At 41.8% G+C, this 24,475-nt stretch carries 18 protein-coding genes; 15 read left to right on the top strand and 3 right to left on the bottom strand.

Annotation, left to right across the window (positions count from 1 at the left end):
• Nucleotides 1–246: 246 nt before the first annotated feature.
• Genes ACN0VI_RS13665 through ACN0VI_RS13715 form a run of 11 tightly spaced genes read left to right on the top strand, consistent with a single transcriptional unit; the run spans nt 247 to nt 15,764 of the window.
• Nucleotides 247–1,065 (top strand): TnsA endonuclease N-terminal domain-containing protein, encoded by an 819-nt coding sequence (locus ACN0VI_RS13665; protein ID WP_123093962.1) that lies wholly within the window; start codon nt 247–249, stop codon nt 1,063–1,065.
• Nucleotides 1,055–3,115 carry a Mu transposase C-terminal domain-containing protein gene (locus ACN0VI_RS13670; protein ID WP_417447139.1) on the top strand — a complete coding sequence of 687 codons (2,061 nt, stop codon included), beginning with the start codon at nt 1,055–1,057 and terminating at the stop codon, nt 3,113–3,115. The genes ACN0VI_RS13665 and ACN0VI_RS13670 overlap by 11 nt, the downstream gene beginning before the upstream one ends.
• A gap of 11 nt (nt 3,116–3,126) precedes the next feature.
• On the top strand, nt 3,127–4,722 hold the full coding sequence (locus ACN0VI_RS13675) for an ATP-binding protein (RefSeq protein WP_417447140.1): 1,596 nt from the start codon (nt 3,127–3,129) through the stop codon (nt 4,720–4,722).
• A gap of 30 nt (nt 4,723–4,752) precedes the next feature.
• Nucleotides 4,753–7,065, top strand: a complete 2,313-nt coding sequence (gene hsdR, locus ACN0VI_RS13680) for an EcoAI/FtnUII family type I restriction enzme subunit R (protein ID WP_417447141.1) — start codon at nt 4,753–4,755, stop codon at nt 7,063–7,065.
• Between the two features lies 1 nt (nt 7,066).
• On the top strand, nt 7,067–8,917 hold the full coding sequence (locus ACN0VI_RS13685) for an ATP-binding protein (protein WP_417447142.1): 1,851 nt from the start codon (nt 7,067–7,069) through the stop codon (nt 8,915–8,917).
• 3 nt (nt 8,918–8,920) lie between these two features.
• Nucleotides 8,921–10,405 (top strand): N-6 DNA methylase, encoded by a 1,485-nt coding sequence (locus ACN0VI_RS13690; protein ID WP_417447143.1) that lies wholly within the window; start codon nt 8,921–8,923, stop codon nt 10,403–10,405.
• A gap of 2 nt (nt 10,406–10,407) precedes the next feature.
• Nucleotides 10,408–11,634 (top strand): restriction endonuclease subunit S, encoded by a 1,227-nt coding sequence (locus tag ACN0VI_RS13695; protein WP_417447144.1) that lies wholly within the window; start codon nt 10,408–10,410, stop codon nt 11,632–11,634.
• A gap of 9 nt (nt 11,635–11,643) precedes the next feature.
• The gene (locus ACN0VI_RS13700; RefSeq protein WP_417447145.1) at nt 11,644–12,786 is read left to right on the top strand and encodes an SIR2 family protein; all 1,143 of its coding nucleotides are present in this window, start codon (nt 11,644–11,646) and stop codon (nt 12,784–12,786) included.
• A 1-nt stretch (nt 12,787) separates the two neighbouring features.
• Nucleotides 12,788–14,530: an ATP-binding protein gene (locus ACN0VI_RS13705; RefSeq protein WP_417447146.1), complete on the top strand. Its 1,743-nt coding sequence runs from the start codon at nt 12,788–12,790 to the stop codon at nt 14,528–14,530.
• 17 nt (nt 14,531–14,547) lie between these two features.
• Nucleotides 14,548–15,246 (top strand): DUF3800 domain-containing protein, encoded by a 699-nt coding sequence (locus tag ACN0VI_RS13710; RefSeq protein WP_417447147.1) that lies wholly within the window; start codon nt 14,548–14,550, stop codon nt 15,244–15,246.
• 2 nt (nt 15,247–15,248) lie between these two features.
• On the top strand, nt 15,249–15,764 hold the full coding sequence (locus tag ACN0VI_RS13715; protein WP_417447148.1) for a hypothetical protein: 516 nt from the start codon (nt 15,249–15,251) through the stop codon (nt 15,762–15,764).
• A 184-nt stretch (nt 15,765–15,948) separates the two neighbouring features.
• Here ACN0VI_RS13715 and ACN0VI_RS13720 read toward each other — a convergent pair whose 3' ends face one another.
• Together ACN0VI_RS13720 and ACN0VI_RS13725 are read right to left on the bottom strand one after the other, a co-directional pair.
• Complete coding sequence (locus ACN0VI_RS13720; RefSeq protein ID WP_417447149.1) at nt 15,949–17,331, bottom strand: DEAD/DEAH box helicase; 1,383 nt, start codon at nt 17,329–17,331, stop codon at nt 15,949–15,951.
• Nucleotides 17,325–17,864: a hypothetical protein gene (locus ACN0VI_RS13725; protein WP_417447150.1), complete on the bottom strand. Its 540-nt coding sequence runs from the start codon at nt 17,862–17,864 to the stop codon at nt 17,325–17,327. Before ACN0VI_RS13725 ends, ACN0VI_RS13720 begins: the two co-directional genes overlap by 7 nt.
• Before the next feature lie 98 nt (nt 17,865–17,962).
• Here ACN0VI_RS13725 and ACN0VI_RS13730 point away from each other — a divergent pair, with 98 nt between their 5' ends.
• Genes ACN0VI_RS13730 through ACN0VI_RS13740 form a run of 3 tightly spaced genes read left to right on the top strand, consistent with a single transcriptional unit; the run spans nt 17,963 to nt 21,392 of the window.
• Complete coding sequence (locus ACN0VI_RS13730) at nt 17,963–18,286, top strand: helix-turn-helix domain-containing protein (RefSeq protein WP_417447163.1); 324 nt, start codon at nt 17,963–17,965, stop codon at nt 18,284–18,286.
• 30 nt (nt 18,287–18,316) lie between these two features.
• Nucleotides 18,317–19,855, top strand: a complete 1,539-nt coding sequence (locus ACN0VI_RS13735; RefSeq protein WP_417447151.1) for a TnsD family Tn7-like transposition protein — start codon at nt 18,317–18,319, stop codon at nt 19,853–19,855.
• Complete coding sequence (locus ACN0VI_RS13740) at nt 19,746–21,392, top strand: Tn7-like element transposition protein TnsE (RefSeq protein ID WP_417447152.1); 1,647 nt, start codon at nt 19,746–19,748, stop codon at nt 21,390–21,392. The genes ACN0VI_RS13735 and ACN0VI_RS13740 overlap by 110 nt, the downstream gene beginning before the upstream one ends.
• A gap of 49 nt (nt 21,393–21,441) precedes the next feature.
• On the opposite strand, the gene ACN0VI_RS13745 is transcribed toward ACN0VI_RS13740, so the two are convergent.
• Nucleotides 21,442–21,579 (bottom strand): hypothetical protein, encoded by a 138-nt coding sequence (locus ACN0VI_RS13745; RefSeq protein ID WP_417447153.1) that lies wholly within the window; start codon nt 21,577–21,579, stop codon nt 21,442–21,444.
• 168 nt (nt 21,580–21,747) lie between these two features.
• On the opposite strand from ACN0VI_RS13745, the gene ACN0VI_RS13750 reads away from it, so the two are divergent.
• Nucleotides 21,748–24,459 carry an ankyrin repeat domain-containing protein gene (locus ACN0VI_RS13750; RefSeq protein WP_417447154.1) on the top strand — a complete coding sequence of 904 codons (2,712 nt, stop codon included), beginning with the start codon at nt 21,748–21,750 and terminating at the stop codon, nt 24,457–24,459.
• The last annotated feature ends 16 nt before the right edge of the window (nt 24,460–24,475 follow it).

Genomic DNA, 24,475 nt, shown 5'->3' on the forward strand with positions numbered 1-24,475 from the left:
GATTGTTCATACCATTCCGCTGCAATTATTGTCTTACCACGTTGCCGTTGTGAAAGGTACGGACGTAGACCAGCCAAGGAACCTAGCGAAAAGCGTTACCGTAGAATAACGAGATTAGGAAACGAGATTGTGTTGTACAGTGACATTATAGTTTGATAAAAGACATTATAGTTTGATATTTTACAATAATGTTTGATATTTTTTTAGGCCTTCTGCTATGCTCAAAGAGTAAGCAGGAGGCCTAAAATGTTAGATTCTGAGAAATTAGTTGATCCTCAAGATGAGAAGAAGTTAAAAACCAGAGGGATTGGTTCAGGGGAAGACTACGAGCCCTTTATAAAAGTCCACGAAATAAGTAGTACTGGTGAGAGCTATCGCATCCGAGGTCGAAACACATCTAGAGCTCATCATCTTTTATCTCGTCTTGAATTTTCTGCTTTCCTTGTCTTTGATCGCTTCCATCTTACCTACGACATCAAAGAGCAATTTCCTCTACCTGTAGCTGATACCTTGAGTATTTGTTCTCGTTTGGGAATTAAGCACCCCCAAATGCGCAACAAATTAAAAGTCGTTACCACAGACTTAGTTGTGGAGCTGAAAGGCAAACCATCTATTGCTATTGCCGTTAAATACGCCAGCGATTTAGACAATGCGCGTACGATAGACAAACTCCAAATCGAAAAGCTGTATTGGGAAGAACTTGGTTATGAATGGAAACTTTTCACTGATCAAGAGATTCCAGCGATCGTAAAAGAGAATCTTGAATGGCTTCATGCAGCCAGCCAGAATTCACATGACCTATACGGTGAGTTGTCTTTAGAAGATATTTCGACAGTCATTAATCGGTTATCAGGCTCAGAGAAGAAGCTTGCTACAGTTTGTGCTGCTATGGATGACCTATACGAATGCAGTGCCGGCTTTCATATTGGTGTGATTCGTAATGCTGCTGCTGCAAATTTGATTGATGTTCCTTTAGATATTGTATTTAGGAATTGGCGTGCAACGGATGTGTCTATCGTTCTAGACCTAGATTCATTTAAAACTGGATTGTCTGATGTATCTTAATAAAGTATTTCTTGACCCTCACTTGGACCATCCAACCCATGTCCGAATTGTTTATGAACATGTCGATTTCTTAATGCTTATTGATATACACGATGAAAAAGCGTGGCCATATCGCGTAAATCTAGATGAGTTCGAAAGTTTGTCACTAGAAGCCGTGCCAGATCCAATTTTGTTGGCCACCCCCGAAGCAGGCTCTAAAGCTGAAGAGATAAGAGATCGGGCTTATCGATCCGTAGCTTTCTTGTTAACGGACTATTTTGCCTTATTTGATAAAAAGCTGAGGAATCAGAAGATTAAGTCAGTTTTAGAAGCAATGGATGAGTCTAGGCTGTATGTGACTCGACAATTGCGTCGATATTGGCAGAGAGGGCTTTCTCCTGACGCCCTTGCTCCAGACTACACAAAATGCGGTGCTCCTGGACAAAACCGACTAGCAATTCAAAAAACAGGGAGTAAACGCACAGTATCCCATGGAGAGGGACTTGCTATTACTGATGAGATAGCAAGTCTTTTCAAGTTGGCTATTGAAGGCTTCTATTTAGTTAATAATGATGTAGACCTAAAAGGGGCTAGGACAAAGGCGAATGGCTTTATTAAGTCAAAGTACCCTAAAATAAAAAAAGAAGATTTACCCACTTATAGGCAGTTCCGATACTACTACAACAAACACTATGCAAAGCCTCTTGTTGTTCAAGCTCGTACACCATCTATTGAATATGCAAAAGATGTTACACCTAGCCACAGCACTTCCACCACAAATAACTTTGGACCAGGGGCTCGTTATGAGATCGATGCGACCATAGCTGACTTGCACCTTGTTTCAGGCCATGACCCAGACCGAATAGTAGGCCGCCCAATCGTATATAAAGTCAAAGATGTGTTTAGTCGTATGACTGTTGGCTTGTATGTTGGCTTAGAAAATCCTTCTTGGGCAACCGCATCGATCGCCCTCGCGCACGCGTTCTGTGACAAAGTTGAGTACTGTCGTAAATTCGGTGTTGAGATTACCGAAAGTGATTGGCCAAGTATTGGGACCCCTGCAACGATTACAGCTGATCGAGGAGAGTTGCTTGGTAAACACGGAGATATCTTAGTTAACCGATTTGGTATCACTTTATCGAATACCCGAGCATATCGCGGTGATGATAAAGGCATAGTCGAAAAATCATTTCATATGATGCATGTAGATATTCTTCCTTATGTGAAAGGGAAGGTCGAACCTGTAAATGGAAAGAAAAAAGCGGGGAAACGAACAGAGCTATCAGCGAACCTAACGCTTTATGATTTCACGAAAATGGTGATCATCTCTGAAATCAACCGCAATACATCCACCCCATTAGAGGGCTACGACTTTGAATCTGATATGCCCGCAGATTTGGCTGCAATACCTGTAAGGCTATGGCATTGGGGCGTGAAAAATAGAACGGGTGTTTTGAGAGAAGTAGATCCAAAATTCACCTATGTGAACATGTTGCCCCATAGCAAAGCTACGATATCTCCTTCAGGCATATGTTTTAAGGGCATGTATTATACCTGTGCAGAAGCAGTTGAACTGGGCTGGTTTCATAAAAATAGATCAGTGCCTCGTCCAAAAAGTATAGAGGTAGCTTACGATCCTCTGAACACCAATGTTCTATATGTGAGACCAGACAATAAGTTCGATAGTGTATGGGAATGCACATTACAGAGTCGAAGCCGAAGATATCAAGATATGAGCTTAGTTGAAGCAATGTCAATTCAATCTGAGGCGAGATCAACATATTTTGAAGCTCAACAAGAAGCCGATTATCAAGCACCAGATCTTCAAAATGAGCTTGAGATGATTGCCCAAGTTGCAGAAAAGAGACAAAAGTCTTCGGATCTATCTAACAACTCGCAGCGACTAAGTGGAATTCGTAACAATCGCCAGCAAGAAAAAGAGTCAGAACGCCAGAAAAATAGAGAGTCCGCTAAGCCGCCTAAGAAGAAGGAGGCAGCGACAGTTACTTCTATCCATTCCGGTAAACAAGTTGAACAGGGGTTCGACTACCCAGATTTGGATGATTTTTAAGGGATAATCACATGGCCGTATTTGAAACAGCGAAATACATAGATGCAGAGATTAAAGAATACGAAGATCATCCATTAATCAATGCGTTGCCGCGTATTAATTCGCCAAAAGACACAGCGGAATTGATACGACGTATTCCGGTTGTAAGTCCTGAAGAGGTGGTTCTTCCTGCTCATATCCGTCGACATGCCATGTTGCGAATTATGGATGGTTTTTTATACCCAACAAAAGCGCATCTACAGTTAGAGCAAACGATCTCTACTATGATTCGTCAAGGATATTTGAGTCGAAACATAGCCAATAAAAGCTATCAAGAAACATTGAATCGAACAGAGAAGCTAGCAGATGACAGCCGTAATGCTGGCAATGAAGCCCTAGTGAGCTCTGTAATTGGCTGTTCGGGTGCTGGTAAATCAACAGCCGTTGAAGCTGTCTTGTCTGGCTATCCTCAAGTCATTACGCATTCCTCTTACCAACATGTTCAGATTGTCTGGCTTAAAGTAGAGTGCCCTCATGATGCCTCTGTAAAAAGTCTATGTATCAACTTCTTTCGTGCTCTAGACGAGGCATTAGACAACAACGGGCTATATGAAAAGCAATACGTAAAACCACGAGCAAATGCTGAAATGTTGCTGGGGGATTTTGCGAGAATTGCCGCTTTGCACTCAATAGGCCTACTAGTTATTGATGAAATTCAGCATTTAGAGCGTTCGAGCTCTACTAATGTGTCTGATCGAATTCTTCGGTTCTTTGTGCAGCTAACGAACACGATTAAGCTACCAATACTGTTTGTCGGGACGCCAAAAGCCTATGAGCTATTTTCTCCTAGTATGCGTTCGGCTAGACGTGCTTCACAGTTTGGCAGTATCAATTGGAATCGGTTCAATACCACAGATAGATCCGGTAAAGGCTCTGATTGGGATAGGTTTTTCTCTCAGTTGTGGGCTTTACAGTGGTTCAAGTCACCTCAGCCCCTAACGAAAGAGATTAAAACGCTTTTCTGGGACTACTCTCAAGGCATTGCCCATGTTGCGGTAACACTTTTTTACTTATGTCAGACAAGAGCTGTGACAGTAGGTAGAGAAGTGATCTCCAGAGACTTAGTGGAAATCGTATTCAATGAAGAGCTTCATATGATCAAACCCATGATCAGAGCGCTTCAAAGTGGCCGTGATGCTGAAATACAAAAGTATGATGATCTAGAAATACCAAGAGCAAGCATAGTTCAGAACGCAGTGGCTTCTGCTCCAGTAAATGAAAATACGGAGCTTAATAGTGATGATGAACATGCTTCCTCTGAGCAGACCAAGCTATCTAAGCTGATTAATATGCTTGAGCAAGCGGGTATCGGTGAAGACATTGCGCCCACTGTGGCAGAGCAAGCTGTGTCAGAGCTTCCTGATGCCAACTTATTTCAGCTGCTTGCGCATATCAATAACTTGCAGAATAAAGAGCCAGTGCCCCCAGTCAAAGAGAAGTCAAAAGTTGTTAAGCTGGAGCCTAAGTATGTTGGAAACGACCTGCGGTTAATGGTTAACAGTAAAGGTGGCAGTTACAAGACTATGAAGGCTGAAGGGGTTATACTGCAAATATCCGATTATTTGTAAGCATATATACGATTGTAAAAGGACTTAGATATGGCTTCTGAAGCTGATACCAGAGCAAACTACATCGACCCTGCACTTAAAGCCGCGCATTGGCAACCGGGCAACATCATTCGGGAACATTACTTTACCGATGGCCGTAAGCTTGCTGGCGGTGTCCGTGGTCGTCGTTGTTTCGTCGATTATCTGCTCCACAAAGACAATCGCTACCTTGCAGTCGTTGAAGCAAAAAAAGAATCTGAGCATCCAACCAAAGGCCTTCAACAAGCCATCGACTATGCCAAGAAGTTACTCGTTCGCTTTGTCTATTCAAGCAACGGCAAACAAACCTATGAGTTCGATTTAGAAACCGGTAAAGGCGACTACATCGAGTTTTACCCAACACCACAAGAGCTTGAAAACCGCTACGCGGGTGTTAACTCGGACCTAGGCCAGCAGCTTCGCAATGTGCCTTTTCATTTAGAAGGCGCAATGCAGCCGCGTTATTACCAAGAATTAGCGGTCCATGCAGCTACAGATGCCATTGGTAAAGGTAAGTCACGCGTGCTGTTAACTCTGGCGACTGGTACAGGTAAAACCTTTATTGCCTTTCAAATCATCCATAAATTGTTCCAGTCCCGTTGGAACAAAGAATCTCCGGGTACACGTAGGCCAAGAATATTGTTTTTAGCTGATCGTAATATTTTGGCCGACCAAGCGATTAATACTTTTAACCCCTATGAAAAAGACCTTATCAAGATTAATGGGGAAGAGGTACGCAAGCGTGGCGGTGTAGTGCCAACCAACGCACATATCTTTTTTGCTATCTACCAAGCCATTGCTGAGCGAGAAAACATTGAAGGCTATTACAAAGCGTATCCAAGTGATTTCTTTGACCTTGTAATGATTGACGAGTGTCACCGTGGCAGTGCTAATGAGACAGGCTCTTGGCGAGCCATACTCGATCATTTTGGCAGTGCAGTACATGTCGGCCTAACAGCTACACCAAAACGTGAAGCTAACGTGGATACCTATGATTACTTTGGAACCCCCGCATTTGAATATTCATTAAAAGATGGCATCAACGATGGATTCTTAACGCCATATCGTGTCAAACGGGTACGTACCAACTTAGATGAGCTGGTGCTAACTAAAGATGACCAAGTGATCGAAGGTGAGTCAGGGCAAGACGTCTATCAGGTTGAAGATTACGACAAAAAAATCGTCGTAGATGATCGTACCGAACTGGTCGCAAAAGCTATTTTGGACAATATAAGCCCATTAGAAAAAACCATCGTCTTTTGCGAAAACCAAAATCATGCACTGACCATGCGTGACATGATCAACAAACACAAAAAGCTTAAAGATCCGCATTACTGTGTGCGTGTAACCAGTGATGAAGGCAAAGTTGGCCGCGAGCTACTGGAGAAATTTCAGGATAACGACAAAGACATCCCCACCATCATTACCTCATCGCAAATGTTAACCACGGGGGTGGATGCCCGTAATGTGCGTAACGTAGTGCTGGATAGAACCGTCGGCTCAATGGTGGAGTTTAAACAAATCATCGGTCGCGGAACCCGTGTTTTTGATGGCAAAGACTATTTCACCATTGTTGACTTTCGCGGTGCCACCAATAAGTTTTATGACAAAGACTGGGATGGCGAACCTGAAGCACCAGATCCAGGTGGTATTGGTGAGCCAACACCACCCTACACGCCAGAACCACCCGGAGGAACAGATGGCCCAGAGCCTGAGCCGGGTGAGCCAAAACCTCGGTTGAAAGTAAAGTTAGGCAAACACCGTGAACTGAAAGTCATTGACGTTGAAACTCGTTATATCGATGAAAACGGCAAACCTCTTACGGTGCAAGAATTTGTTGAGCGCTTGATAACCCAATTACCAGGGTTGTTTAAATCGGTTGAGGAATTGCGACAGATTTGGTCAGACCCAGACGAGCGCGAAACCTTGCTCGGTAAACTTGTACAAGCAGGTTTTGATAAAGAGCAACTCGCCACACTACGACGCATGTTTGAAGCAGAAGAGTGCGATATCTTCGATCTGCTGGCTTTTTTAGCCTTTGAACAGCCAATGGCAACCCGCAAAGCTCGTGCTGATCAAGTACGTACTAATAGCACCTTCTTTAATCTGTACCAACAAGAAAAGGCACAGCAGTTTTTGCACTTTGTACTTAACCGGTATGAGCAAACCGGCAGCACCGAGCTATCGCGCGAGCGCTTGGCAGCACTTATCGAGCTATCAGGGTTAGGTACGATAAAAGACGCCTCAACTGCATTCGGTGGAAAGCCAGCTTATTTATTGGCGGCTTTCAAACAATTGCAACAACAGCTTTATCATGTGAATTAAAATGGAATTAACTTTACCTCCAAACTACCTTCATCCTGATGAGCAATCATTTAAGCTGGAGAAGTTTTCAGCTTTAATCGGTGAAAATGGATGTGGAAAGTCGTCTATCCTTCAAACTATTTTTGAAGGACGCATGTCGGATGCCATGTTATCTGATTGGAAGATTGTTTGTTTTTCCTCTGGGCACAATGAACGCTATTCAAGTTCATTTTCAACCTTTCTAAAAAAGGCTAGGAAATCCAAAAGTGGGCTATCGTTGCATTGTTTTTACTATGACAAAACCTGGTCCCCACTATTAATTTTTTTAGCCTCTTCCCTCAAAAAAGAAGGGAAAGTAAGGGAGTTACTCAAATCATTAGGCCATGTTAAAGAAAGTGATGATTTAGGGGATGATATTAGCTCAAAGCTATCTTGCAGTTTCAGAGTTGATCGACCTTACGTCAATAAGGTTGCAGCAGCTCTAAAACAAGAAGAAGCTGGAGAGACTGATACCATCCGCTCAACCCCTTTTTTTAGAAGCCTTTCGAGTTTTATCGAAAAGGTTATAGATGAAGAATATGATTTCGAAGATATAATTTCAAAACAAGAAATTACAATATCTAGCACGGATATCATCAATACATCTTTCGAGTCTGCCCATGTTGAAGGTGAGACTAGTATAATTGGTGATGATCCTGCTGTTACGTTTTTAACCCAAGCAATTGATTCAAATAATCCAATAACTAAAACAAGCCTCAGATTGACATTTCATAATGATCATTCATTAGCTGAGGTGAGTGACGGTGAATATCAATTATTGTTTGTTTATGCACTATTAGACCTTTTTGATAACGAGAAAACGCTATTTCTTTTTGATGAAGCTGATAGCCACCTCCACTACAAAAACATCAATAAGCTTTGGGCAAGCATTAACAATGCAAAAGGCAGAGCTTTGATGACAACTCATCTATTGGATTCCATATCTGAAATCGGAGTTGAGAACATACATGTAGTAAATAAAGGTCGTGTTTTGCCGTTCACGGAAAGAAAGGAGCTGCAAGATCGTTTAGAGCAATTATCAAATATTAAGAAAGCAAAGCTGAAGACTTATGCACTTCATGAGCTCATCGTTCTTATGGATAATGAGAATGATTGGGAGATTTTCACTCGCCTTGTTATAAGGAAACTCGGGCAACAAAAGAAAGAGGGGATCACCTCCATATTACGGAAGATATGTTGTATTTCCGTAGAATCAGGCTGGGACTCTCATACTTCATCTTTTGCAGCAAAAAAGCTCAAATGGCTAGAGTCCTTTGTAAGTTACATTGATGGAAGTAATCACAAAGCCAAAAATGTTTACTTAATTTGCGATAGAGATAGCTTGCCATTAGCTGGTATCGACAACGAAAGCTTACAGCTAAATGGCGGAAAAGAGTTGATGGCATCAATAGTGGGGAAATCTAAAATCAATGCACAGATTCTTGTGTGGAGAAGACGTGAAATGAAGCACTACCTTCTTTCATATACTGCATTGATGCACCATCAACAGCTCAAAATGATTAATAATGATTCTTTAGGTTTGTCCTGCTATCTCCATGAGAATATGAATGGCGATAATCAGTGCTTGGTGGATGAAGGAACTGGTATCAAAGCTCCTTTGGTGACTAAACATATTGGTGAGGATTTAGAGTTTAATGAAGGGCTAGGTCAACTCGCATCACGTAAAGTTAAAAGCATACTAGACCCGTTAATTAACACTGATAAAATTGGATTAGATCATACCAAACTGCAAGCCTATATCGACCTGATCCCGCCAGACGAAATCAGCGAAGACATCACCAATATGTACAATTTTATTATCGGAAAACTATAAGCCATGTCATTACAACAAAAGATCAACCGAATTACCGACATACTGCGCCGCGACGATGGCATTAGCGGTGCTATGCACTATACCGAGCAAACCTCATGGGTGTTGTTCTTAAAGTTTTTGGATGATTATGAATCTGAAAAAGAAGATGAAGCAGTACTATCAGGTAAAGATTATCAACCGGTGTTAGATGAAGAACATCGTTGGTCAAATTGGGCCTGCCCGAAAAACGTCGATGGCAGGCTAGACATTAACAAAGTTCGCACGGGCGATGACTTAACCGATTATGTGAATAACGAGTTATTCCCTTACTTAAAAGGCTTTGCCAATTCAGCTATCACTGGTTCAGGGGTAGACCCAAAGTCTTTTGCCTATAAGATTGGTGCCATCTTCCAGTACTTAGACAACAAGGTAGCTTCTGGCCATACCTTGCGTGAAGTATTGGATATTATCGATACGCTGAACTTCCAATCCAGTGATGAAATGTTTGAGTTGTCGTTGGTTTATGAAGGCTTATTGCAAAACATGGGCGATGCCGGTGGCTATGCGGGTGAATTTTACACCCCGCGCCCAGTAGTGCGTGCCATGATCAAGGCCATTGACCCACAAGCCGGGCAAACCATTTACGATGCAGCGGCTGGCTCGTGCGGATTCCTAGTAGAAGCCTTTGACCACCTGAAAGCAAAAAAGAGTGCGCTTTCTACTGAGCAATGGGACTTTATCCAGCGTGATACCTTCTTTGGCTTTGAAAAAACCTCACTGGCCTATGTGATGGGCATGATGAACATGATTCTGCATGGCATCGAGTCACCCAACTTATTCCGTGGTAATACCCTGACTCAGAATATCCGCGATATTCAGGAAAAAGACCGTTATGACATTATTCTGGCTAACCCGCCATTTGGTGGTAAAGAAAAGTCGCAAATTCAGCAAAACTTCCCTATCCAGAGTAACGCGACCGAATTGCTGTTTTTACAACACTTTATGAAAACTCTAAAAAGTGGCGGTAAAGCAGCCATTGTAGTGCCAGAAGGTGTGCTGTTCCAAACCAACAGTGCGTTTAAACAAGTCAAACAAGAACTGCTGGAAAACTTTAACCTACACACCATTTTAAGCCTGCCTGCTGGGGTATTTTTGCCGTATTCAGGCGTTAAAACCAATGTGCTGTTTTTTGAGCGCAGCGGCGGCACTAGCGATGTGTGGTACTACGAATGTGAGCCCGAGCAAAAACTCACCAAAAACAAACCCATCACCGACGAGCACTTAAAAGAGTTTGTTGAGCTGTATAACAGCAGAGAAACCACCGATCGTTCGTGGACTGTATCGGCCAGCAAGCTAGCCGAAGACTATGATCTGTCCGCTAAAAACCCAGCCAAACAAAAAGATGCCGAGCACTTAGCACCTAGCGATATTCTTAAGCAGATCCGCACCAAGGAAAAGCTGGTGTCAGGCCTATTGGATGAAATTGAAGACCTGTTGGTGGGGAAGTAAACATGGAACAGGTTTTGTATTCATTACCGGACGGGTGGGAGTGGCAAACCATTGAAGAAGTTGCGCAGATCGGAGTCGATAGAGGATTTGTGCCAACTCCAGATTCTGAAGGGAATGTCCCGTTTATTGGAATGACAGACATTGATCAAGAAACAGGTCAAAAGAGCACTTACGAACTACGAAACTTTGATGACGTAAAAAAGGGATACACAAAATTTCAACGTGATGCGGTACTGTTTGCCAAAATCACTCCTTGTACAGAGAATAACAAAACAGCCTTAATCGACAATGTTGACGGTGGCTTCGCTACGACAGAGGTTTTTCCAATCCATGCGTTAGATAGTGTTGAACCAAAATATTTATTGCACTTCTTTCGGTCGCCATCAGTTCGCCGTTTTCTAATAGATCACATGGAAGGTGCAACTGGTCGACAGCGAGTACCTTTAAAAGCTTTAAAAAGTGTTAGCGTTCCTGTTTGTGGACTTAAGGAACAAAAACGTATCGTCGAAAAACTCGATGCACTGCTCACCCGCATCGACACAGCTATCGAGCATTTGCAGGAAAGCGTTACACTGAAAAACAACCTTCTTCAATCAGCATTGGACGGGCAATTTGCTGTTATTGCCGAACGAATGACGATTGAATCGCTAGCTGAAGTAAAAGGTGGAAAGCGCTTACCAAAAGGCCAAAAACTAAGTGATGAAGAGACTGAGCACCCATATATTCGAGTGGCAGATTTTACAGATAAAGGAACGATAGATTTATCTGGTATCAAGTACATATCGAAAGAAATCCACGAACAAATCAAATGCTATGTGATTTCCAAGGACGACCTTTATATCAGTATTGCTGGGACTATCGGTAAGACAGGTTTCGTCCCCCCTGAATTGGACGGTGCAAACCTGACAGAAAACGCCGCTAAGTTGGTTATCAGAGATAAACAACAACTAGATTTAAGCTACCTGTATCTGTTTACATTGACCTCTGACTTCTCTGCTCAGGCAGGATTAGCGACGAAGACCGTTGCACAGCCAAAGTTGGCGCTAACTCGTTTAAGCAAGATTGAAATCCCAATGTGTTCATTGAAAGAGCAGAAATTATTGGTATCGACGATTGAGGCACTGAAAAGCAAAATTCACGATGCGGAAGCAGTTCTTCTAGGGAAAATAGAAGATTTGAATAGCTTAAAAGCATCAATTCTCGATTCCGCCTTTAAAGGCGAGCTCTAAGGAGGGAGTATGGCATTCGATACCACAGTTTTTGAACAGAAAGAGTTCAGAGAGGCAATTAACAAACTCGAAGAGTTGCTCTCACACTCAAAAGCGGTTCTGTTAGGTGCAGGGGCGAGTTTTTGCGCTGGGCTTCCATTGACCAACCAGCTAACAGAAAGAGCACTAATAAGTGACAAGCTCTCCGACGATTCAAAGCAGATATTGACTGCCATACAAAATTCTTTTGCTGGCGCAAATCCAGCTTCGCATATAGAAGACTACTTAAGCGAACTCGTAGATTGGCTTGCTATCACTGCTCGCCGAACAAATCGCAATGTAACGGCTAGCAGCGTATTGATTGGAGGTACTGAATACAGCAACGATCAGCTATTGCAAGCAATAAAAGAGATAAAACTCGCTATTTTTGACGTCATTAATGTTGAAGTAGATTCTGCTGTACATGAGCGTTTTGTTCAGGCATTACACCGACCAATGCGACCAGGGAAAGAGAGCCTACCGAGCACCATTGATTATCTGGTGATGAACTACGACACGTTAATTGAAGACTCACTCGCACTATCACAATTGAGATATGCCGATGGTTTAGAAGGCGGTGTATCAGGATGGTGGAACCCTTTGACGTTTGAACAGAACAATCTTGATGCGCGAGTATTTAAGCTACATGGTTCCATCAATTGGGCTGAACATAGTTCTTCATCAACACCATTGCGTATTGCTCCGCATTTGAAGCGCAGCCAAGATCAAGCTGCGAAGATTATGATTTGGCCTGCATCGACTAAATACCGTGAAACTCAACTCGACCCCTACGCAAATTTAATGCACAGAGCAAGAGCTGTTTTAAACCCGCGAGATGGTAGCCAACGAGTTTTATTGATTGCAGGTTATAGCTTTGGCGATGCCCATATCAATCTAGAAATCGAACGTGGTTTAAGGGCTTCAAATGGCAATTTAACCGTGATTGCGTTTACGAGCGACCCTGTACCTAGTGGCGCGCTGAAAATTTGGTATGAAGACAGCTCGATCAATGAACAAGTACTTATTTTTGCCGATAAAGGTTTTTATCACGCCGATCACAAGGCAACCTCAGAAAATAGCATTGAATGGTGGAAGTTTGAAAACCTAACCCAGATCCTTGAAGGAGGTATTTGATATGGACAACAAATACATAAAACCCATTGAGAATCTCTCTATCGGTAAAATTATTGAGGTCGATGGCTCGCGGATTATCGCCGAACTTGACCCTACGATTTCAGACTTGTCCCGCGTATTTGCTGGTGAAAACTATCCGATTGGACAGTTTGGCTCAATCATCAAAGTTCATTTTGGTCGCCGATCTATTTATGGGTTAGTCAGTCGATTACGTATGAAGGCTGACTACCAGCTAGAAAAAGGCTTGCCTGTCGCGTCCGCAGATGAGCGAATAATTGAAGCTGATTTGTTCGGTGAAGGGGAGTGGCGCAGGAAAGATGAAAATGAGTTTGCCCTTGAGTTTGAACGCGGTGTTGCTACTTATCCACTACCACAACAAACTATTTATCTGACACCCAAATCAGAACTTAGGTTTATTTACGGTGACGCCAAAGGTGCGGTTATTGAACTTGGTGAGCATGTTGGCTCAGGCGGTGCACCTTGTTACGCTGAATTAAATGAATTACTAGGTAAGCACACTGCCATCCTAGGCTCTACCGGTGCCGGTAAATCAGGCACTGTAGCGGCAGTTATTCACAGTATTCTCGAGCGCGGACAGATAGCTAATCATGAGCACTGGCACCCACAAATTATTATCCTCGACCCTCATAATGAATACGGCAAAGCGTTCCCTGCACACCAACGTTTATCGACCGATGAAGGTTCACTAAAACTACCGTATTGGTTACTCGATTTAGAAGAGTCACTGAGCTTGTTTATCGGCAAGACCGAGTTTGCAGCAACATCACAATCAAATATTGTTAAAAATGCCCTAATAGCGGTTCGTGAGGAAGCAGCTGGACAGCTTGGGCTTAATAAGAACCAATTAACAGTTGACTCGCCGATCCCTTACATTATTGGAAGTGCAGAAGGCTTAGATCATTTTGGATTCAAAGATGGAACACGCTACGAAGAAGGATTAATCGGTGCCATCAACGCGCAGCGACCAGAAAACAAAGATAAAAAGCAGCATGAGGATTTTAGTCGAGTTATTCGAAAGATAGATTCATTGCTAAAAGATGGTCGACTCAAATTCATGATGGAAAGTTGGGATGGTGACAAAGATCCGTTACCTACAATCGTCAATCAGTTCTTAACGCAGCAAACCACAGTGCAGATTGTTGACTTGTCTGGTGTACCCAATGAAGTAGCTGGGGTAGCTAGCGCTGCAATCGCAAGAATAGTTTTTCAACTTAAAGTCTGGCAAACCGAGGCTGAACGGCAAAATAGCCCAGTACTTTTGGTGTGTGAAGAAGCACACAGATACGTACCGAATCGTGGTGAAGCTCAGTATGAGGCAGCGCAGTCTGCAATTCGTCGAATTGCGAAGGAAGGCCGTAAGTATGGCGTTGGTCTGTTACTCGTTTCTCAGAGACCTAGTGAAGTTGAGGCAACGGTGTTATCGCAATGCAACTCATGGATTGTACTTCGAATAACCAATGATGCCGACCGTGAACATGTTCGTAGTGTGTTACCGGATTCGATGTCTGGCTTAACAAAAATGCTCTCCGGTTTAAGGCGTCAGGAGGCCATATTTGTCGGTCAAGCTGCAACGTTACCAACTAGAGTGATGATTCGCAGCTTATCTGATGACCAGTTGCCTCGCTCAAATGATGTTAATTTCGATAAAGGTTGGCAGCAACAGGCGATGACGATAGAGCAGATTGGTGCGGTGGTAACGAAGTGGCGCTATCAGAGTAAGTAATTTATTGAGTACGAAGAATGACAACCTATAACGTCTATTGCGACGAAAGTCGCCATACATCAGACCCGTCTCAACACTATATTGTTATCGGTGCACTGCAATGCCCTCGTGAAGAAAAACACCGTATTGTTGGGCGCTTACATGGCCTGATGACTAAATATGGTATTAAGACCGAATTTGGCTGGAAAAAGCTATCGCCTAACAAGGCTGATTTTTATCGAAGCCTTATACAATTGTTTTCTGAAGAAAACTCACTTTCATTTCGATGTATTGTGGTCGACCGCAGGCAACTGAATCACGAACAGTGGAACGATGGGGATAAAGAGCTTGGTTTTTACAAGCTGTACTATCAATTGCTAGTCCACTGGCTTCAACCTGGCGACAGCTATCATGTATATCTTGATTGGCAGCAGAATGCGTCAAGTACACGCTTTGAAGAGTTACGTCAGATCTTGGTTCATAAATTGTCTGGCCGCGCTAAGCTTGCTTGTTTAGAGCCAGTTGAATCACATAACCAACCACTGATACAACTCTCTGATTTATTGATGGGAGCGGTAGGATATAGCTGGAACGAAATGCAGAACCGACCTAATGCAAGTGCATTTAAAGCTGCGTTTGTCGATGAGCTTGCGAGATCGTTAGGTAAGGGTTGCCTGCGTTACACCACAACCAAAGGCGAGCGAAACTTTAATATCTTCAATTGGCAGGGACGATAGCAGTGACAGAAAGTCTGTGGCCGCAATTGCGGTTAAAAGCCGATAGCGAAGACGAGCTGATTGAGAAATACCGTCAGGTATACCTGGAAACTTATGTGTATGATGAAGAAGGCAATAGGAAAGTTTTTGCTGATTGGGATGGTGTAACCTACCAATTTGGTGCAGGTGCCTTTGACCACGCGTTCACAGAATCAACTAATTACCGAACTAGCGCTGGCATTCACGACGGTGGGTTTTCGCATAAGCGTGCCAGGCGGATTTTATGGATTAAAGAGGTGCTAGCGTTATCGGCCGGAACTGTTCAGCGCTATAGCCAATCTCGTCAAACCGATCGCGGTAAAACCGCAAAGCGTAGAACATTGGTCGTCGTTGAAGAAAAGTATGTGGTTGTATTTGATGATCCAAGGAAGGTCGGAGATCCACATTGGTTTGTCACAGCATTTCCAGCAGACCAAGCCTATCTTGAACGAATTAAGAATACGAGCTTTTTAGTGGAAACTAAACAAGGAGGGAGATAAGCCCCAGTCTTAACGGCGACTGAGGCGCAGCCACGAACCAAAACACTAGGTAAAGGTTCAACCAGTTCCGAAGAACTTGCGTGAATTATGGTGCTCTTGATGAAAAATATCAAGTCTCTCAGTAAAGACACGAAGGATAGAAAGCACATATGTTTATTAAATAGGCTTTTAGATTTCATTTAGTTCAGAATGTTCGTTCTGGAGTGGTGTAAAACGAGATAATTCTCGATTTGAAAGAATGCATCGAAAGCTCAGTCAAAGCTGAATACTCAAGAGTTTCTTGGTTATCACTCGATATGAAATTGTTGATGTCTATTTCGGGAGTAAATTGCTGAGTATCGTTATGTGCGTTTTGATTTCCCTCTGTCGTATCCACTATGTCTACGCTATCAATCAGCTTTTCGGTTTTTTTGTAGTTATAAGCTCCTGGGATAGTTTCGTTAAGACATTCTGCGTACTCGACTAAATTGGGCTCAGCTAGGATAAACATATACCCAATTGTTGTCTGGCTGTTGGTCATTCTGAGAATACGTCCAAGGATTTGGCGAAAGTAGAGCTCTGTCGTAACATCGGTAAGGTTGCAACAAACTTGCAGTCTTGGAATATCAGTACCTTCGCTGATCATGGCGATACTGATGATCCATTCACTGGTATCTTCGCGAAAGCGATTAATAAGTTCAGGTGAATCATCCAGCCTGTAGGAAACTAACGTGGCTTCTTTACCAAAGTGACCATATAAAATCGATTGAATTTGTAAGGCGTGTTGGTATGAGGAAGCGACAATAAGACCACCAGAATTCGGACTGTTGATTCTTAGTTTGTCGAGCTTCTGAATGCTAAGAGAAAGCATATAGGTGATGACTTCAGGCTGTTTTAAAATCATACGATAACTGATATCACCACTTTCAAGTAACTCTGAAATGTTGTGGTATGTTTTACTTTCTTGACCTTTGCGAACCATGACTTGGTCTGTATCAATTGCTGTAATAAAGGGAACGCGACAGACGCTGTCATTTATGGCCTCATTGAGACCGTAAGAAAAATCACATTGAATATTGCCTTCAGGGTCAGAGTAGCGCGCTAGAGGAATGGGTAAGGTATCTGTTCGCCATGGTGTTCCAGTTAACGATAATGTGTAAGTAGCTAGCTTTTGAATTGTCGAAAGTAGTTGTATTCCCCAAGTATTTGAAGGTGACTCGCCATCACCTGCGCAATGATGGATTTCATCAAAGATCACAAGTACACGACTTAGGCTTAGGTTGCTAAGCAGTTCATTGATATTAGCCATGGAATGATAAGTGAGAGACGTCCCAAGTGCACCTAGTTGACCATTAAATGGTCTTTTTAAAGTGTGCCTGAATGTTTTTTGGATGCTATGACAGACAACCTTAGAAGGTGAAAAACAGATAACGTAGTCGACCTTGCGCTTATTGAGGAGGGCTTTGGCAACGTAACTTGCCATGATAGTTTTACCTGAGCCTGGAGTGGCAAGGACTAGAGCGTCTGGTTGGTGCTGATATCGTTCTAAAACTTGTTTTACACAGCGTTTTTGCCACTCTCTTAACATGTCTTATCACTCTTCATATTCGTTTCTTGTATCACTTTTTTTAGTGCGTTTAAGCGTCCATAAAGTTGAGTCGACTGTTCTTTTGTTTGACGTAATAGCTTTTGAATGATCTGACGATTAGCTGGATACTTAGTCAGAAAATCCCTGTAAGCCTCAATTTCACCTAATATCATTTTTAATTCTGTGCTCGTTTTTGCTTCTTCAATTTTAAGTAGTGTCTCTTGCTGTCTGACTTCGCTTTCAGTATGGCAGACATCATTCGGTTTTGAGTCGCGCGTTTTTTGATCAAGTAATATAAGCAGCGAATCAGTGAAATGATAGGTTCGAGCGTTGCGTTCACCGCTGGCCGTTATTAGGTTTTTTGTCGTCAGTATATTAACGTTCTTTGCGATAAATCTGGTTGATTGGACCAAGTTCAATTCGGTTGTACTCGTGGCCAACTGGATGAGTTCCTTTCGCTTGATGCTGGTTCCTTCCACACGTTGTAAGAGTTCTTTGAACGTTTTATTCAAAGAAAATGGTTTAGATGTCATATTTATGTCTCAAAAAACTGAAAACTTAGGATTGCTAAGTATACAGAAATAAGTAAAACTTAGACAATCTAAGTATGTGAGACTTTAAAGATGAAACCATTTTGTCAGATAACCCAATACCACTGCGGCTCAAGCATGCTCGCAAAAAGATCGGCATTTCCCAGAAAGAACTTGGGATTAAAATAGGTATGGACGCGAGTTCTGCTAGTGGACGTATGAATCACTATGAGAAAGGCAGACATGTACCTGATGTGGATACGCTTCGCAAGATTGCAGCGGAGCTCAATGTGCCACTGAATTATTTCTTTTGTGAAGATGATTTAAGCGCTGAGTTAGCGTGCATAATTTCTAAGCTCGATGATAAGAGTAAGAAAGATCTGATAACAGAGCTGCTCGCCACTAAAGGCAGCGATAGCGCTTAGTTGTATTCATCTTTCACCACAGGGTGAACGATGATTTTTCAATTTCCAGTACCACATAACGATGAGCTATTAGGTAGTGTCTTAGCTCGTTTCATTTCTAGGCAGGGCATACGCGAGGATAAAGTAGCACTTGAGCTGCTTTTTGGAAGCCGAAACATAGTGCCTTCGGCTTTGCTTCAAGGTCACCTTTCTGACTTATCTCGACAGGTCTGGCACTTATGGCCTGCAACTAACGATGAAATGCTAGAAAAACACTCAATACTTCCTGTGTTTAAGTCATTTATTGAACCTAGTAGATATGCAGCCATTTGTTCTGATTTAGCTTTTGATTCTAAAAGTCATTCAATGTTGAAAACAGGAATTAACGCTTCTTCTTTGGTATTTCCAGCTTACTACCGATATTGTCCAATTTGCTTCAACGAGGATATGAAGCAGTATGCTTACAGTTACTGGAGACGGCAATTTCATTTACCAGGCGTAACAGCTTGCTTAACGCATCGATGCGTCTTAGTTAACTCAGAGTTTGATTTAAAACCAAGTCGTCGTCACTCATTTATAGAGGCTTCGAGTCTCTCAACTATGTCGAGACCGTCTGCTGCTGAAGTCTGTGAAAAACCAATGCTAGTTTATCTGGCTAGTAATATTGATCGATTGCTTCATCAGCCTTTTCCGTACATATCACCAGATCAGTGGACGGCATTTTATGATGCAAGACTTAGAGAGGTTGGATTAAAAAGCACTAAGGGTGTTGAGCATCATCAGGTTGAAAGTCTATTTAGCCAGTATTGGGGGGATAGATTCTTAAAAGAATGTGGCCTAGATCTTGTGGGAGGGGTAACGTGGCTTCAGACATTTTTTCGCAAACATCGAAAGCACTTCTCTTATCTACATCACCTGCTGTGCCTACAAGCACTATTTCCAAATTGGAAGCTGAATGATGTTTTTAGCGTGGCATCAAGTATTAGGGTGCAGTCTGCTAAGAGAGTATATAGCTCTTCTCAAGCTGATTTAAGAGCGCCTGAGTATCGGGCAGTTTGGCATGATCTTAAAAAAGAGAACGCATCTCTCAAGGATATTAGAGCAACGAGGGAAGGAGTTCGAGTGTACTCATGGCTTTATCGATTCGATAATGTATGGTTGAAAGAGAATCTTCCCATCCCGTTCAAAAACAACCGTGGTCGAATTGTCGATTGGAAGAAACGAGATCTAGAAGTGGTTAGGACGCTTTTAAAAATCCGCAGCAACAGTTTTGATGACTTGTCATTACCAAGGATGACCCAGCAATGGTTTATTACTCAAACTAAAATGCGCTGGGGGATTGATAAGCACCTCTCTAAGTTACCGCTTTGCCAACGTTTTTTTATCAAATACACAGAATCTATTGAGGAGTTCCAAGTTCGCCGAGTTCTCGCTATTATCGTTAATGCCATCAACTTTAACGAGCCTATTCCAAGACCATATGAAATTGAACGCCTTGCTGGACTCAGCGAAAAACGGATTCGGGAAGCTACGCGACGAATTATCAGAGAAAATTTCGAAATGGTTTCCTGCTTTAAGTTACCTACCTAGAGACACAGAGCTGGTTAAAATTCACGGGGTATTTCGATCTAAAAATTTGCTGAAAAACAAAGATATCTTTGTCGCCATTGAGTGGAAAGATGGCGTCACATCATCCTTGCCTATTGAAATGGCTAGCTTTTTGGCACCAGGCTATACATTTCAAGATAAAAAAGTTATTTCGCAGTCAGAATATGAGCGGCAACTGGCTCATATTATTAGCCTAGAACGGGTTGATAAAACTTCAGGCCATTATCATTATTACTTTAAAACAGATAAGGGTTTGATGAAGTTTTCAGGTTTTGAATTAGCGAGAACGTTGTTTTTTCATAACCCGCATCTTGTTCGAGCCGCCTACACTGCCAATGGTTTAAGCGCTCTTGCATTCGTAAACCGTAATCAGTCGCCAATCGAAATCAGCTTCCCTGAAAGTACTAAATACCCTGTTAGTTTCATAGGTACAAAAAGTAATCGAACTCATTTGGCTTGGATGCTACTTGATAAAGGGGCAAAAGACAGTGCCTTCTCGATTTTTGAATCCTTCCTAAAGTGTAAAGGAGAGCTAGGCTTTAAGTTTGTTCCTCCTAACTTGGTAGGCTGGTTACTCGATGTTTCCCTTCTACCCGACATTGATGACGGTTGTTATGAGGTAGTTCGTATAGAGACTGTTGTTGATGCCGCCATTGTAGAAAAATTTTCAGGGATAGAGTTTTATCATCCCAAAAACAAGGAAAAAAACTCTAAAGGGGAAGCAAGGGGGACGAAGAGCGGTAATGTTCCAGCGAATGATATAGAGCCAGATTTAGACTTGGGCGCTATTCCTGGTTTGGGACGACGGCTTGATATCCAACGGAAGAAAGGTTTTTCTTTTAATGTCTCTGGTATCCAAAATGTAAATTTATCCAAGGTGCATAATGCTAAAAGTGCTGCTAAGGGTTCACCAAGTGACGATTCAGAGTCGCCTAAAGAAATGGCCAGTGTAGGCATACCTGAAAAAGATGGTGATGCACAGGAGTTTAGTCCTTCAATCAATCAAGATGATGAAATTACAGAGACTGTTGATTTGCCTCAGAAATTCAGTCTTTTTGCTGAAGTGATTGATGAGATTGCGAAATCTGATGGCATTAAGCTTGTTCAGGAAGCTAAGTGCTATAGATTTCCAGAGCCTTCTAATAACAGCAGAGTTGTTTATCAAACGCAATATGAGGACCGACTGAAGTACTTTGTGGCGATTTTAGATATTAAGGGTAGTAACTTGATTCTGGTAGAAGCAGATACAAACAATCTAGAAAAACCTAAAGGGGCCAGTACTTTAATATTAGGCCTAAAAGAAGACGCAACAGAGAATTTTCATGAAATTCTTCAGAACTTTTCAGATAAGGGGGCTCAGTGGACTCACAGCTTCATAAACGAGCGGTGCAACTTCTTCAGCCCTTGCAGGCATCCGTCTTTAAAAGAGAAAGGGAAAGTTCGTACGGATCAAGAATACAAGGAAAAGTGGGTGATTGACCTTCGCGAGAAGCTGAGGGGGGTTAGGAACGCCGCGTAAAGAGGCTACAGAGGGTTAGCCTCTGTAGCCAAGTAGGTCTTAACTTTTTTTACTTCTTTTGGTTTGGATTCAACTGAGTGCCACGATTACCTTGAGCTTTATCGTATGCTGTATTTGTGCCATTAGAACCTTTGTTAGGATTCTGTTGGTTGGCGCTGTTGTTCTGAGGTGATGTTTTGTTAGTCATTGTGAGCTCCAAAATTTATTTATATAAAATTGATGTCTTCATGCTTGAGGACAGCTAAAGTATGTGAAAATCGCTTTTACCGCGAAATGAAAAGTAACGTCCCCCCCCCCTAAAAACGGTGTCTGCAAACAATTAGGGGCATAAAACACCTAAGGAAAAGGATAATCTTTGGCTACTTTCCCAACTTTCGAATCAGTAATTCTCCACATTGCTAAAGCATTTGGTGCCAATAGCAATATGTCTTCAAAATCGAAATCTAAGTTCCGTAATGCGGATATGTCTATGGCTAACCTGAATGAAACATGGGCAACACTATTGGGCGGTATAGCGGACGTTCTTAAACTTGATGAACACGCTAAAAGCGATTTGATCTCCAATATTTTTGTTGATCACAATATGCATAAGTCTATTGAACTTGGTGTTTTCACTTCAAAAGCTTCAGAAAGAAAAGTTGTCTGGCAATATTTGGCAAGGATTGCTGTTCCACTTCTAGCAAGACACTCTGTGTTTTGGCATATGGATTCAAAATTTGATGAGGGCATGCCTGGTGGTAGCTTCTGGTACCTTCCCTCATTTGACTCACCGTGCGAACCTACTCAGCTTCATCTTCCAATTCCACAAGTTTTAAATTGGCTAATTGATTTGATTCAGGACTCTAATGCAAATATTGCTAAGGGGCTTGAAAGGGATCTACGTATTTATGAGGGCTCCAACGTCGTACTAAGGAATCTTTACAATTGGAAGAAAGCTAAGAGTACTCCTGAAATATCAAGCATAAACAATACATTTCCTGATGAAGTTAAAATACAGTTTCAAGGGTGTTTTGAGCCAACTGATGAGTTTTCGAAATTCGAACAAGCGCTGATCTTTGTTAAAAAAAAAGGGCTGTCACCATCTATTTTACAGCATGAAATAGCTATCAACGAAGGTGACTTAAAGCGAATCTTTATTGGGGACTGTTCAATTGATGAGCAATATGATTTTGTAGCAAAGATCATGCTTCGTTACCAAGCTCCGTGTGCAAGAACAATACGCCTTCGATTGTTGACGGCGAGAGCTGTTCAGGAAGGGTATGAGCAGCTGGTCAAATTTTTAACCCCCTCTGTTGATAAGTTATGCATCGACTTAGACAAGAATAAAACACTTCAACTTATTCAGCTTTATATGGACCTCTACAATCGTACACTCGAGGCTCATCTAGAAAAAAGACACTTAGGAGAGACAGCAGAAAATAAATATTTCATAGAACGGCTTCCGCCTTTTCTACGGTACGATCTATTGCGCTTAGTTAGCTATGATCATGATCATGATCAGCATGCTTCAGTGGTCTCTGATAGGCTGAATAGCATTTTCAGCCGACTAGGAGAAGAAAACAATTTAGATAAGCTCTTTCCAACATCTGAAGATGATATAAAACAGATGGTGAAAATAATAAGTGATGAGGGGGAGCACTCTAATAATTACTTGATTCAGCTTAAAGCTCTCGTAGATAAGTTATCGCAAAATAAAGCGCCTTTTAAGCAACTTAAAAATATGGATGATTTTGAGGTTGTGTATGGATCGATTGACTACTCTTATTCCAACCAGAATATAAGGGAAATGATATTAAGAAGGTTAAATGAATTAGAAATAACCCCCGTACAGTCTATGCAACGGATAACGCTTGAACTTGAAGAGAGCTTGCTCATCAAGCCTTTTGATGTGAAAACAGAAAATAAAGTTATAAATTTGATAAAAGAAGCTAAGAGCAATGATGTTTATGAGTATTCAAAAGCAAAAATACTACAGCTAGAGGCATTTCATTTTATTGCCCAGAATAAGCTTTCTGAAGCAGAAAAAAATCTTAATTTAGCTATCGAAGAATGTAAAAAATATAGCTTTGGTAATCTTCGAGGGGACTTAGCAAGGGATGCATTTTCTTTAGCCATAGCCAACCAAAAACTCATTCCTAATAATCATGAAAAGTACTTCAGAGATATGCTTTACTGGGGAAGCTTTAAAGAAAATTATAAAGACTCGTTGCAAGTGAATATTTATAACGTTTCACGTGAACTTCACGAGTATTTTTGGACTGATCTTTATAAGTGCTATCCTGCATACGAGCCATTATTTTCATCTTCTCGTCGTGATTTTGAAGTTTTTGGTCGCGACTTATTACTTTTTATAAAGGACAGCAGGCCCATTTCCCAAGTGCTAAAAAAGCACATGGCTCTTAGGAATAAACAGTTGAAATATCCGCAAGCTGATAGTGTCATCACTTTAATGATGAAGATGGGATATGACATGTTAGCTAAGCTAGGCAGCCATGGATTGACCATGCCGGCTGATATAGAAAATGAGATCAAAAGTACTTTTTCAGGAATTATTAATGCAGTTAGAGAAGTCATTCAGGAATGGCCTGAGATTGTAAATATTTCTGATTTCAAACAACAAACACCCTTGATGTTTGCTGCACATAATAAAGACCATGAAATGGTAGAAGTATTATTAAAAGCAAATGCAGACCCTAACCTAAAAGATTTTACAGGTAGAACCGCACTTCATTCAGCAGCCGCAAGCCGTTGTTTGCAATCTACTCAACTTCTCTTAGAACATGGTATTGATGAAGCTATATTAACAATTGAGGGCTCAACAGCATTACATACAGCTACCCGAATGGGAGAGCTTCCTATAGTTAAGTTATTAGTGGAAAAATCACCAGAGCTGCTTCTTATTAAAGATTCAAATGGTATCACTCCTGAGCAGCTTGCTAGGTCAATTGCCGAAGACATTGGTCTGTATGAATATCTTAAAGGATATCTTTTGTCAGAAAATAGAACCGTTGTGAGTCATCAAGCATATCAGGAAATGAATGAGTATTTTTCAAGGGAAAGTTCATGATTTATGTTTGTTTTTA

The sequence above is a fragment of the Kangiella sp. genome, assembly GCF_048265365.1.
Lineage (GTDB): Bacteria > Pseudomonadota > Gammaproteobacteria > Enterobacterales > Kangiellaceae > Kangiella.

Excerpts from the sequence above, each read along its gene's own strand:
- ACN0VI_RS13665 (WP_123093962.1), top strand. The coding sequence starts at position 247 with ATGTTAGATTCTGAGAAATTAGTTGATCCTCAAGATGAGAAGAAGTTA.
- ACN0VI_RS13670 (WP_417447139.1), top strand. The coding sequence starts at position 1,055 with ATGTATCTTAATAAAGTATTTCTTGACCCTCACTTGGACCATCCAACC.
- ACN0VI_RS13675 (WP_417447140.1), top strand. The coding sequence starts at position 3,127 with ATGGCCGTATTTGAAACAGCGAAATACATAGATGCAGAGATTAAAGAA.
- hsdR (WP_417447141.1), top strand. The coding sequence starts at position 4,753 with ATGGCTTCTGAAGCTGATACCAGAGCAAACTACATCGACCCTGCACTT.
- ACN0VI_RS13685 (WP_417447142.1), top strand. The coding sequence starts at position 7,067 with ATGGAATTAACTTTACCTCCAAACTACCTTCATCCTGATGAGCAATCA.
- ACN0VI_RS13690 (WP_417447143.1), top strand. The coding sequence starts at position 8,921 with ATGTCATTACAACAAAAGATCAACCGAATTACCGACATACTGCGCCGC.
- ACN0VI_RS13695 (WP_417447144.1), top strand. The coding sequence starts at position 10,408 with ATGGAACAGGTTTTGTATTCATTACCGGACGGGTGGGAGTGGCAAACC.
- ACN0VI_RS13700 (WP_417447145.1), top strand. The coding sequence starts at position 11,644 with ATGGCATTCGATACCACAGTTTTTGAACAGAAAGAGTTCAGAGAGGCA.
- ACN0VI_RS13705 (WP_417447146.1), top strand. The coding sequence starts at position 12,788 with ATGGACAACAAATACATAAAACCCATTGAGAATCTCTCTATCGGTAAA.
- ACN0VI_RS13710 (WP_417447147.1), top strand. The coding sequence starts at position 14,548 with ATGACAACCTATAACGTCTATTGCGACGAAAGTCGCCATACATCAGAC.
- ACN0VI_RS13720 (WP_417447149.1), bottom strand. The coding sequence starts at position 17,331 with ATGTTAAGAGAGTGGCAAAAACGCTGTGTAAAACAAGTTTTAGAACGA.
- ACN0VI_RS13725 (WP_417447150.1), bottom strand. The coding sequence starts at position 17,864 with ATGACATCTAAACCATTTTCTTTGAATAAAACGTTCAAAGAACTCTTA.
- ACN0VI_RS13735 (WP_417447151.1), top strand. The coding sequence starts at position 18,317 with ATGATTTTTCAATTTCCAGTACCACATAACGATGAGCTATTAGGTAGT.
- ACN0VI_RS13740 (WP_417447152.1), top strand. The coding sequence starts at position 19,746 with ATGAAATTGAACGCCTTGCTGGACTCAGCGAAAAACGGATTCGGGAAG.
- ACN0VI_RS13745 (WP_417447153.1), bottom strand. The coding sequence starts at position 21,579 with ATGACTAACAAAACATCACCTCAGAACAACAGCGCCAACCAACAGAAT.